Genomic DNA, 13432 nt, shown 5'->3' on the forward strand with positions numbered 1-13432 from the left:
AACCCTAAAAGGGCATATTACCAACAATTATTTGTTTGCAGCCCCGCAACGGGCTGCAAACTATATTTTAAGATAAATTCAGTTTAGAATCCTGGCAGCAGGTGTAATAAACCTACAGGACAAAAGCATACTCAAAAAAATCATGAAAAGAATTATTACAGCATTATCCCTCACGTTATTACTTTCACTGTGTTGCTATGCACAGGAATTTGATGAAGGGTTTGAAGACCCCTGGACAACAGGCACAGGCCCCAATACAGGGCCTCCAGGCGGCTGGGGCTTATATGAAAATGGCATAGGTACATCGGTACACTGGGTGCAAAGTACCGCGGGAAGTGTGTTACAGCCTTCCCATACAGGCGACCACGCAGCCTACCTGAATAAGGAAAGCGTGGCTTCGGGGATTGCCGAAGACTGGCTGGCGACACCACAGTTTACCGTGCCGGAAAATGCACAGGTGCGCTTTTTTTCGAGGCTTACCACACCACAGGTTGAAGCCAATGTATATGAGGTAAGGATTTCTACGGAGCCAATACAGGGCAGCCTCGACCAGTATGTATTACTGCAAGCCTGGACGGAGACAGAGATAAACCCGATATATAATGTTTACACGGAAAAAGTGGTAGATATACCTGCCGAATACTTTGGACAGACTGTTTACATAGCCCTTGTGATGAAAAACAACAATGGCGACCGCTGGCTGGTAGACGATTTCAGGGTTATTGAAAAATGCATGCCGCCTTTGGATATAACAATACCCGCGGCAGGAATAACCCTTGATTCGGCAGCCATTACATGGACCAACAACAGCGGTGCTACACAATGGGAAGTAGAAGTCGTAGAGGAAGGACAGCCGTTTACAGGTACGGGGGAAACTTTTAATACTCCTCCACCGGTTACGATAGATGGACTGGACGATTCAACAGTATACAAAGTCAGGGTGCGCGCTATATGCGGTACCAACATGGTAAGCGACTGGAGCGAAACGGTGAACTTTACGACTGTGTTCACTCCTCCGGCCAACGATGAATGTGCCGCAGCAACTACCTTGACGGTAAACCCAACAGATACCTGTACCGCAACATCACCCGGGATCATAAATGCAGCGACTGCATCGCCGCAGGCCAATACCTGTATTGGTACAGCAGATGATGATGTATGGTTTGAATTTACAGCGACCAATATAAAGCATATTATAACCATCAATAATATAACAGGAAGTGATACTGATTTAGTGCATGCCGTATACTCGGGAAGCTGTAATGCACTTACGCTTCTTTACTGCAGCGACCCAAATAACAGTACAGCGATTAGCCTTACTCCCGGACAGGTTTATAAAATAAGGGTATACTCCAAATCGGGTACTGCGACAACAACAACATTCAATATTTGTGTGGCCTCACCGCCGCTTCCGCCTTTGAATGACAGTTGTGCCAATGCAGTAACGGTTGCAGTGAATCCCGATGATTCCTGCTCACTTACTACACCGGGGACCATTGCGTTGGCGACAGCCTCTCCCGAGGCTAACAGCTGTGGAGGTAATGATGATGACGACGTGTGGTTTGAATTTACGGCTACCAATACATCGCACACTATATCGCTGCTCAATATAACGGGTGGCACACCGGATCTTTTCCATGTGGTGTACCAGGGCGATGTGTGCGGCGCATTGACACAATTATATTGCAGCAATCCTGAGAGAAGTGTGGCAAACGGATTGATCATTGGGCAAAAATATAAGGTGAGGGTCTATTCGTTTACGGGAACTGGGGGGCAGACTTCTTCCTTTAATATTTGTATAGGCGTACCACCACCACCATCTGCAAATGATGAATGTGCGACTGCAACGGTGCTTACGGTAAACCCAACGCTCGAATGCACTTCATTTGCAGCAGCAACGGTAGCGTCGGCAACACCTTCGCCGGAAGCGAATACGTGCTTAGGCAGTGACGATGATGATGTTTGGTTTGAATTTACAGCCACAAGCACGGTACACAATATTTCATTATACAATGTTACAGGAAGCACCAATAACCTGTACCACGTACTTTATGAAGGGAATAACTGCGGCGCGCTGACGCAACTCTATTGCAGCGACCCGAATACCAGCACCGCGATGAATCTTACCGTAGGGCAAACTTACAAGATAAGGGTATATACTTTTTCGGCAACTACAGGGCAGAACACATCGTTCAATATCTGCGTAGGCACCAACCCGTCTGCACCGGCCAACGATGAGTGCGCTAATGCCACCATTATACCCGTAAACCCTACGGATGTGTGTACGCAAAAAGTACCGGGCACCATAATCTCGGCAACCGCATCGCCACAGCCAACTACCTGTACCGGCACAGCCAATGATGACGTCTGGTTTGAATTTGCAGCGACCAATGCCACACAGCTTATAAGCCTTTCAAATGTAACAGGCACGGCTCCCGACCTTTTCCACGTAGTATATTCAGGCACGGACTGCGGGGCACTCACCCAGTTGTATTGCAGCGATAATAACAGCAGTGTTGCCAATGGCCTTACTGTAGGGCAGGTGTATAAAGTAAGGGTGTATACCGTTACCGCAACTCCGGGACAAACTACCGCTTTTGAGATATGCGTGGCCACACCGCCACCGCCACCTGTAAATGATGATTGTGCCAATGCTATTGTAATCCCTGTGAATGCAGGGACGGAATGTGTACAATCGGTTACAGGAACTATCTATTCGGCCTCAGCCTCTGCACAGGCAAATATTTGTAACGGTACTGCCGATGATGATATATGGTTCACGTTTACCGCTACGGCTACCAATCATGATATTGCAATTACGAATATTACAGGCAGCACGACTGTTTTGGTACATGCGTTATATCAGGGTGATGACTGTGGCACGCTTACTCCTATATATTGCAGCACGACCAACAGCAGCAATGCAGCTTACTTAACGCCGGGCCAAAAATATACCCTGCGTATCTTCAGCTATACTGCCGACATAGGACAGACATCGGCATTCACGGTATGCGTTACCACACCACAGCAGCCAATACTTACTGATGATACGACCTACACGGTGCCGGAACTGGTATCGGATGTAGTGGTGAGCACTGCCTGCGCCCAGGTATCTAACCTGACATGGAAAACAGGTACTACGGAAGGATTTGCGTCAGATAACGGCATTGCCTACTTTAGTGATAACGGCTCGGGCTTCCCAATAAAAGAAGGCGTTGTGCTAAGTACGGGCAGGGCATTCCGTTCGCGTGGGCCTAACACTACAGAGCTAAGCAACGGCGATGAGGGATGGACCGGCGATAACGACCTGTTTAACTACATACAGGGACTGGGTATAGACCCCGACCTTGAAGACTACAACAATGCCACGGTACTTGAATTTGACTTTGTTCCGCTGACAGGCCACATAAGTTTCCCGTTCGTTTTTGCTTCGGAAGAATATGGCGATTTCCAGTGTACTTTCTCGGATGCATTTGCCTTTTTCCTTACCAATACCGAAACAGGCGTTACCACCAACCTTGCCGTACTGCCGGGCAGCAACACGCCTATATCTGTAGTGACAATAAGGGATGGTGCCAATGGCAACTGTGCCCCGGTGAACCCGGAATACTACGGACAGAACAACCAGGGCAGCAACGCTATGGCTGCTGACATTAACTATAATGGACAGACAGTGCTACTCACAGCACAGTCGGATGTGGTGGTGAATACCATATACCATATCAAGCTGGTAATTGCCGACAGGAACGATGAGCTGCTGGATTCGGCAGTATTCATCGGCCCGTTTGACATTGGGTATATCGACCTGGGTGAAGACTTTTTGGTTGAAACAGGCAATGCCCTTTGCGAAGGGGAGACATACACAATAGACAGTGAGCTTGATCCGGCACTATATAACATTACATGGCTGCGCAATGATGTTGTGATTCCCGGAGCTACGACTCCTGCAATAACCATCAGCCAGGCGGGTACGTATACCATACAGGCACAATATATCAGTTCTACCTGCATATCAGTTAAATCTAAAGTTATTGAATTTTATGATTCTGTAGCTGCTACTACAGGCAATCCGGAAAATATCGTGATATGCAACACCAATGGCACGGCAGAGTTTGACTTTAGCGGAAATACGGATATAATAATCAATGGGCTTAATCCCGATGACTATACCATCAGCTACCATTTAACCCAGGCAGACGCCAATGGTAATGTAGCACCTATAGGCCCGATATTTGAAAATACGTCGTCGCCGCAAACCATATTTGTGAGGATAGCGAATGATAGCAACGGATGTGTGGCGATCAAGCAGTTTACGATTGCGGCACAGGTTATAAATCCTGACTTTGATATAACGCAGGGATGCCGAGGCAATATATATATGGCAGAAGTGGTTGCAGTAGATGGTACTTTCGATCCTGAAACAGCTACCTACGCATGGACAGGGCCTGACGGCTTTACTGCAACAGGAAAAGAAATTGAGATACCGGTATCGGGAGAATATGTGGTCGTGATTACTACTGCCGAAGGATGCCAGGTGTCAGGAAGCGCCATGGTGGAACAAAACCCATGCCTGATACCAAGGGGTATTTCGCCAAACGGGGATGAATTCAACCAGAATTTTGACCTTACGGGTTTAAACGTTAGAAAGATATCGATATTCAACCGCTACGGTACGGAAGTATTCAGCTACGGTACTTATGTGGACGAATGGCACGGCCAGGACACCAACGGGAAAGAGTTGCCTACAGGTACCTATTTCTACATGATTGAAGATACCAGTGGAGAGAGCAAGACCGGCTGGGTGTATATAAACCGGCAAGAATAAGAAAAAACACAGGCTTTTTCCGCTGAAAACGGTGGAAAAGGCCTGTTTTTTTCTAAAATTCTCTTTTTTAACATTTTAGTTGTCGTAAAAAGTGTACGAAATTCAAAAATTTTCGTTTGCTTTGGAACAATTAACCAAAAAACCCAAACTATGAAAAAATTGTATCTTATAGCCTTGCTGGCTCTTGGAGGGCTGTTGGACGCGAGCGCCCAGCAGGACCCGCACTACACGCAGTACATGTACAACATGAACGTGATCAACCCGGCGTATGCAGGCTCAAAGGAAAACCTTGCCTTTGGACTGTTGTACCGCAAGCAGTGGGTAGACATCCAGGATTCCCCGAGCACGGGTACCTTTTCGGGCCACAGCCCTGTAGGGAAGAACGTAGGATTGGGGCTATCGGCTATTGTCGACCAGATCGGGCCGGTACAGGAAACCAACGTTTATGCCGACTTCTCCTACACCCTTAAATTAGGCGGCGAGCACAAGCTGGCCCTTGGATTAAAAGCAGGCGCTACCATGCACAATGTAGGCCTGTATGACGACATCGGCAACGGCTATGTGCCGGATCCGGGTGACCCTGCCTTCCAGGAAAACGTTAATAATACCTACCTGAACATTGGTACAGGTGTGTTTTACTATACCAACAAATACTATTTGGCCTTCTCGGTACCGAACATGCTCAAGAGCAAGCACCTTGATGTGACCAACAACGGAACATCCTACCAGTTTGGGTCAGAGGTGTCGCATTACTTCCTTACGGGAGGTTATGTATTCGATTTGACCGACAATCTGAAGATGAAGCCCACGTTCATGATCAAGTCGGCCTTTGGCGTAGATCCATCGATCGACGGCTCGCTGAACTTCTTGTTCTTCAACAAATTTGAGATAGGCGCGACCTACCGCCTTGACGATTCTTACGGAGCGATGGTGAACTACGCGATCACTCCCAACCTTAGGATCGGCTATGCGTACGACCACATCATATCGGACCTTAAAGTAACGACCCCTGCCTCGCACGAGATCATGCTTTTGTTTGATGTGAACTTCCCGAAAAAAGTATCCCGTTCCCCACGTTATTTCTAACCTAAAAGCGACATAATAAGATAAGACAATGAAGAAATTATATATTACCCTTAGTTTTATGCTCGCCACTATGGCAGTAACAGCGCAGAATGCAAGCACCGCAGAGGCTGATAAGCTCTTTAAGAAATTTGAATACCTGGATGCGGCTAAAGAATACCTTAAGCTGACTAAAAGCAAAGATCCGTATGTATATAAACAGCTGGCAGAGAGCTACTATAATGTGTACAACAGTAAAGAAGCCGTAAAATGGTATGCCAAAGCGGTTGAAAGCAAGCAGGATGCCGAAACGTATTACCGCTATGCACAGATGCTCAAAGCAGAAGGCAAATATGAGGAGTCGAACAAGCAGATGCAGAAATTTGCATCGCTGGCTCCAAAAGACCAGCGTGCCGTTGCCTTTAACCAGGATCCTGACTACCTGCCGAAACTGAAAAGCCAGACGAAGCTGTTTGACGAAAAAATACTGGACATCAACGATGATAAGTATGCCGATTTTGGCGCTGTACTGGTAGACAATACCCTGTACTTTACCAGCGCAAGGAATACCGCAAGAAGGACGTATGGCAGGAATGAAGAGCCGTATCTGGATATGTACACGGCCACTTATAATTCTGATGGCACGATAAGCACGCCAACGCCTATAACGGAGATCAATAGTAAATTCCATGACGGCCCGGCAGCAGTAACGGCAGATGGTAATACCATGTACTTTTCGAGCGAGAGCTTTAAGGAAGGCAACTATGAAAAGGATACTCCGGGACAAAGGACAGGGCTGATTTATCTGTTTGTTGCCACTAAAGTAAACGGCAGATGGTCGAATATCAAGGCCGTACCGTTTAATGGCAAAACGTGGTCTACCGGCAACCCTTCGATAAGCAAGGACGGCAAGACGCTCTATTTTGCATCCAACAGGAAAGGCTCTATTGGGGCTACCGACATCTGGAAAGTTGAGGTAAAAGGTAATAATACCTATAGTGAGCCGGTAAACCTTGGTAAAAAAATAAATACGGAAGGTGTTGAAAACTTCCCTTTTATTACGGATGATAATAAACTGTACTTTGCATCGGATGGCAGGAAAGGCCTTGGCGCGATGGACATTTATGTGGCTGATATGGCAAACGACAGCGAAGCGCTAAACATCGGGCTGCCGATAAACTCGCCGCAGGATGATTTTGCATTCACTTTCAATACAACAGTCAATAAAGGTTTCTTTTCGAGTAACCGGAAAGGTGACGACAACATGTATCTCGCCATACCAATATGCGGTGTTGATGCCGTGGTAATGGTGCGCGACTCTAAAACAGGTAAGCCCCTGTCTTCGGCAAACGTAGCGATACTGGATGAGAAGAACAATGTGATAGAAACCCGCAAAACCAATACAGAAGGCTGGGTAACTTATAGTGTTGACTGTAATACAACGTATTCTATAGTGGTATCGGCCGACGGTTATAAGAACACTACAGTTCCTGTGGCAAAAAACGCCGGTGGAAAAGTGGAGGTACCTGTCAATCTTGATCCTATCGAAAGCATTATTGTTGACGGTAAGATCAAGCTGAACGATATTTATTTTGAATTTGACAAAAGCAACGTAACCAAAGAAGGCGCGGCCGAGCTGGACAAGCTTGTTGAGGTGATGAGGACAAAGCCTGAGCTGATTATCATGGCACAGGCACACACCGATAACCGCGGTAGCGATGAGTATAACCTTAGCCTGTCCGATCGCAGGGCGAGGGCTGTTGTGCAGTATGTAATATCCAATGGTATTGCAGAAAACAGGATATCGGGCAAAGGGTATGGCGAGACCCAGCCAAGGGTTGTTTGTACCGAATGTACAGATGAGCAGCATGCCCAGAACAGGAGGAATGAGTTTATCATAGTAAACAAATAGTGTGGCCGAAAATCCGGCTATCATAAGCATCCGCAATTGCGGATGCTTTTTTTATGGGCAAATACCAAAGTGCCTTTCTAAGTATTGTGAAAAATTTGGCGAGCCATAATTTTACAATTTCGCAACGCTTTATTAATTTTACTATGCTTAATAACCTGTATTATGCCATTGAACCTAAACGAGATCGAGCGTGTAAAAACCATCTCCCGGGAAGATTTTTACAACAAGTATGTAAAAAAGCAAAAACCGGTTGTCATAGAAAAACTAACCGAAGACTGGCCGGCTTACGACAAATGGAAGCTGAATTATATTAAAAAGATCGCAGGCGAGAAAGTTGTGCCGCTGTATGATGACAGGCCTGTTACCCACAAAGATGGCTTTAATGAGGCGCATGCCAAAATGAAGATGGCTGATTATATCGATCTCCTGCAATCAAAGCCTACGAGCTACCGTATCTTTTTATACAACCTTATGAAGGAGGTGCCATCGCTGAAAGGCGATTTCAAATGGCCGGATGTAGGGCTAAAACTTGTAAAGCAGTTGCCGATGCTGTTCTTTGGCGGCGAAAACTCGAAGGTGTTCATCCACTACGATATTGATTATTCTAATATACTGCATTTCCATTTTCATGGAAAAAAACGCTGTATCCTTTTTGCACCCGACCAGACACCTTATTTATACAAAGTACCGCACGCCCTGATTTCGAGGGAAGATATCGACTTTGACAACCCCGACATGGAAAAATGGCCGGCACTGCAATATGCAAATGGCCTTGTGGCCGACCTGCAGCATGGTGAAATGCTTTATATGCCCGAAGGCTATTGGCATTACATGAAATACATAACGCCCGGTTTTTCTATGAGCCTGAGGGCTTTCCCGAGAAAGTCCGGCAACTTGGCAAAAGCGATCTATAACATCGTGATCATGCGCTATTTCGACAACATTATGCGAAAATTTAAAGGCCAGGCATGGATAGATTATAAAAATGAGCAGGCGGTAATAAGGACCCATAAAAATTTAAACTTACCGATATAGATCCCAGCCCGAGAAAGACTGGGATTCTTTTTATATTTACAGTTGCTAAAGCAGGTGGCATGATGTATAAATCGTATACGGTAGAGGAGGCAAAAAAGAAACTGGAGTATTATTGTGCTTACCAGGAGCGGTGCCATGATGAGGTTTTTCAAAAATTAAAAGAGCTCAATATGATACCGCAGGCTATTGATATAATAATAGTATATCTTATAGAGAATAATTTCCTTAACGAAGAACGTTTTGCCTGCAGCTTTGCGCGTGGCAAGTTCAGGATAAAGCAATGGGGAAAGAAAAGGATTACCAATGAGCTTAAGGCCAGGAATATATCTAATTATAATATAAATAAAGCATTGAAGGAAATTCCGGAGGAGGAATACTTTGAAACCTTTCAAAAACTGGTTGCGAAAGAGTGGGAAGGAAACCCTGAAAGCAATATCCGGAAGAAGAAAAAAAAGATAATGGACTTCCTGTTGCGAAAAGGCTATGAGAGTAATATTGTGTTGGACGCCGTTTATTCGTTGCCGGAAAAATAATTAAATTTTAAATATTCTAATTTCATAAATATTTGTTAATTTAGTGTGCCAAGTATTTAGTCCCCCCAAACTAAAAAATGGATTTATGTTGAAAAAGATACTCCTTTTATTGTTCCTGACAGTCAACGTATTAAGTCATGGCCAGTCATATGATTTTAAAAAGGCAGAAAATGAAGCCAGGAGGCTTATTTATTCAAAACCTGACAGTGCGTTAATACTCATTAAGAGAACTCTTGCGCAAAAAGGGAATATTCACGATACTATTTACGGCAATACCTACAATTTATACGGAATGTACTATGGCATGATAGGTAAGCCCGATTCTACCATATACTATACTAAAAAATCATTAGGTTATCTGGGTGATTATCCAAAGAACAGGGCAAGGAGCCTTACCAATCTGTCTATAGGCTACCGTAATAAGGCTGATTATAAATCAGCGGTCAAATATGTGGAAGAAGCGCTTGCAATACATTCCAAACTAAAGAATAATGTTGGCGTCGCTATGGCCTATGGGGAACTGGCATCCATCTACAACTACATGCTGGATTATGACAAGTCCATCGACCTGTTGCTCAAAGCAATCAGGATATTAAAGGCCGAAAAGAACACCAGGCAACTGGTGGCAATAAAGCAGAAACTGGCGAATACCTACGTTGCAAAAGAGAACTTTAAATTTGCTATAGACCTCTACCGGGAATGCCTTCGTGAATTCAGGCAGGCAGGTATGGACAAAAATTACTACCTCACTCAGGTGAACCTGGGCGAAGCCCTTATTCATGTTAAGGATTTGGAAGGGGCAAGAAAGTCCTTGTCGGAAGCTGCGATTGGGCTTGAAAAATTCGGAGATAAAGAGATGATAGGCATCTGCTATTCCAAAATAGGAAATCTGGACAATATATTAGGAAACCGCGCCAAAGCTTTGGCGTCCTACGAAAAAGCTGTTGACCTCCTTGCCGCATCGGGTTCAGGGAGGTTAATAAGGATTGGCGGTGAATATATTACCCTGCTCAACAAAAGCGGAAAATACCAGGTGTCGCTAAGTATCATTGCCAGAATAGATAAGCTTAAGTTATACAACAGCGCCAACATACAGGATAAAAAGGTTTATAAAAACGCTGTTGCGGAAACCTACAAAGCTACTAATAATGATGCGGAAGCCATAAGCGCATACCAGCATACTATTGCTATTATGGACTCTATTGCAATGACTGAAAAGGAGGGAGCTGTAGAGGAAATCCAGGCGAAATTCCAAACGGAACTGCAACGCGAAAAAAACCTTGCTCTCGAAGCAAATAATATGGCGCTGCAAACTACAATGAAATCGGAGCAGAACATAATGCTGCTGTATGTGCTGGTGAGCATTGCAATCATTGTACTCATCCTGTTGCTGCTAAGGGGATACTGGCTTAAGGCAAGGCTGCAGAAAGAGGAACTTAAATCGGTAGAATCTGAAAAAAGCCTTATAAAGCAACAGCATCAATATGAGCAGGAGCTTACCAATGCGCAAAAAGAAATAATTGAAGAGAAACAGCGTGAGCTTACTTCTACCGCATTGCGTATGGCAAATTACCAGGATAGCATTAACCAGATCATAGACAAATGCGATTCTAACATCTACACCAAGGTGGGCGATGTGAAAAAAGAACTGCAAAGCCTCATCAAGCAAAAGGATTACTGGAAACAGTTTGAAACAAGGTTTAACAGCCTTCACCCGGAATTTAGCACTACACTTACCAGCCGTTTTTCCAGGCTTACAAAAAATGATATCGAATTCTGCTCGTTGCTGAAGCTGAACCTGTCTAATAAAGAGATCGCTTCACTGCTTCAGATTTCGCATGAAAGTGCCATAACTAAAAAGTACAGGATCAAAAAGAAAATGGAGATCCACGATGATGCCGATTTTGAGAAAATGCTGATGGAAATATAAGGATGTATAAACACCTGCTTTGGTTATTGTTCATATTTGCCCCGTTATTTGTTAACGGGCAGGAAACTTTTGATTATAAAGCATTTGAGGCAAAAGTTAAAAAACACATTTACTCTTCGCCCGACAGTACAAGGGTTATTATTGATGAGGTTTTGGCAAAAAAGAACCTGCACGATACCATACGCGGCCTTGTATATAATATTTATGGCATTTATTACAGCCACATCGGCGAACTTGATTCTTCAATGGCATCCTATAAAAAGTCGGCAGCGCTGCTTAAAAACCATCTTTGGATCAAAACCATGCCGTTAATGAATATGTCAATAGGCTACCGGAACAGGGGAGAGTATGCCGAATCATTCAAATGCCTTGAAGAGGCGCTTGAGATAAATAAAACGCTTGGTTTAAAAGATAAAGAAGCGACTGTGTACAGCAATATGTCGTCAAATTACCAGTACATGCTGGAATACGACAAGGCCGTTGAATATGCTCTTAAGGGAATTGAAATAATGAAAAAGGAAGATTCGCCGCTTTTGGCTACATTGACACAAAAGCTGGCGAATACCTACATGAAAATGTCAAATTTTTCTTTTGCCAAAGAATTATATGAGGATTGCCTCAGGATATTCAGGAAGCAAAACGACAATGTAAATTATACACTCACACTTATTAATTATGCCGAAGTCCTCATCCACTTAAACCAGAATAAGAAAGCAAAAGAAGCTTTGAAGGAAGCTATCGGCGAATTAAGGAAACTTAAGAACCCTGAACACCTCGCTATAGCATATTCTAAGCTGGGCAGGATCGCTAAAGATGAGCACAATACAAAAGATGCTTATAAAAACTATGAGGCTGCTTTTGGCATCCTGTCAGAGTCGAATTCAATAAATGTGGTGATCATTGGCGCAGAGTATATTGAATTGCTTAATAAAAATGAGGATTACGATAAAGCGCTCAAGGTTATTGAAAAGACTAAACATACAGCTATATTCAATAACGCCAATAAGGCGGACAAGATGCGTTTTGATGTGGCTATGGCGGAAACCTATAGCAAGACGGATAACGAAAAAGAAGCGTTGGCCGGCCTCGTAAGAGCATTAAAAATCAAAGATTCACTTGCAAGGTCAGGTACGGAAACCTATACAAAAGAAATGCAGGCAAAGTACCAGGCAGAATTGCAACGGGAAAAAAGTATGGCATTAAAAGCAAAGAACGGTGGCCTGCAAAAAGCCCATGAAGCAGAAAAGACGCGTATGGTTGTGTATATCACTATAAGCCTGGCAATCATTTTGCTCGTTTTACTGCTGTTGCGCAGTTACTGGCTCAGGGAGCGTCTGCGCAAGGAAGCGTTGAGATTTGCCGCTACGGAAAAGAACATTTTGCAAAAACAGCATGAGTATGAGAAGGAGCTTACCCAGGCACAAAAAGACATCATTGCCGAAAAAGAAAGAGAGCTTGCTTCATCAGCATTAAAAATGGCTAATTATCAGGATAATATTCTCCAGATTATAGAGCGTTGCGGTACCGATAGCATAAATAAAGTGTCGGACGTAAAGAAAGAGCTTGAAGGGCTGATAAAGCAAAAAGATTACTGGCGGCAGTTTGAAACACGTTTTAATATGCTGCATCCTGATTTTGGAACTTCACTGGCAAACAGGTATTCTAACCTCACAAAAAATGATATTGAGTTTTGCTCGCTGCTAAAGCTTAACCTGAGCAATAAAGAGATTGCACAATTGCTACAGATCTCGCATGAGAGCGCCATCACGAAAAAATACCGGATCAAGAAAAAAATGGAGATCCACACTGATGAGGATTTTGAAAAATTACTGCTGGAGATGTAATGATCCGGGCACTATTTTTCCCCTACTGGATATCTCATATATTTTACCGCTCACGGCGCGTTTGTCTATGCATTTCGTCTCTAAAAAATGCACTTCATCCGTAAATAGCTGGTTTTTAGATAAAAAATAAGGAAGATTTCTTGTTTTGTCTATGCTTTGTCTATTAAGATTTTGTTAATGTTTAAAAAATATGCCTTTAATTTGCCACAGGATTTCTGCCAATTGCGCTTAACCAGGAGCAGTATAACAGTGTCTGTAAAAATTCTGTACTATAAATAATGAACATTGTGA

At 44.0% G+C, this 13432-nt stretch carries 7 protein-coding genes; all 7 read left to right on the plus strand.

Annotated elements, in window-relative coordinates:
• Window positions 1-142 precede the first annotated feature (142 nt).
• The 7 genes from AAEO56_RS10680 (at window position 143) to AAEO56_RS10710 (ending at window position 13141) form a co-directional block, all read left to right on the plus strand.
• Entirely contained in the window at window positions 143-4825 is a 4683-nt protein-coding gene (locus AAEO56_RS10680; protein WP_341697043.1) for a choice-of-anchor L domain-containing protein, read from the plus strand.
• A 150-nt stretch (window positions 4826-4975) separates the two neighbouring features.
• A complete protein-coding gene (locus AAEO56_RS10685; RefSeq protein ID WP_341697044.1) occupies window positions 4976-5911 on the plus strand; it encodes a PorP/SprF family type IX secretion system membrane protein in 936 nt (311 codons plus the stop codon).
• A gap of 28 nt (window positions 5912-5939) precedes the next feature.
• Window positions 5940-7799 (plus strand): OmpA family protein, encoded by a 1860-nt coding sequence (locus AAEO56_RS10690; protein ID WP_341697045.1) that lies wholly within the window; start codon window positions 5940-5942, stop codon window positions 7797-7799.
• Window positions 7800-7961: 162 nt separating this feature from the next.
• Window positions 7962-8834, plus strand: coding sequence for a cupin-like domain-containing protein (locus AAEO56_RS10695; protein WP_341697046.1), 873 nt, complete (start codon window positions 7962-7964; stop codon window positions 8832-8834).
• Between the two features lie 59 nt (window positions 8835-8893).
• Entirely contained in the window at window positions 8894-9367 is a 474-nt protein-coding gene (locus tag AAEO56_RS10700; protein WP_341697047.1) for a regulatory protein RecX, read from the plus strand.
• Between the two features lie 85 nt (window positions 9368-9452).
• Entirely contained in the window at window positions 9453-11297 is a 1845-nt protein-coding gene (locus AAEO56_RS10705; RefSeq protein WP_341697048.1) for a tetratricopeptide repeat protein, read from the plus strand.
• 26 nt (window positions 11298-11323) lie between these two features.
• The gene (locus AAEO56_RS10710) at window positions 11324-13141 is read left to right on the plus strand and encodes a tetratricopeptide repeat protein (protein ID WP_341697049.1); all 1818 of its coding nucleotides are present in this window, start codon (window positions 11324-11326) and stop codon (window positions 13139-13141) included.
• The last annotated feature ends 291 nt before the right edge of the window (window positions 13142-13432 follow it).

It is taken from the genome of Flavobacterium arundinis (assembly GCF_038289855.1).
GTDB classification, from domain to species: domain Bacteria; phylum Bacteroidota; class Bacteroidia; order Flavobacteriales; family Flavobacteriaceae; genus Flavobacterium; species Flavobacterium arundinis.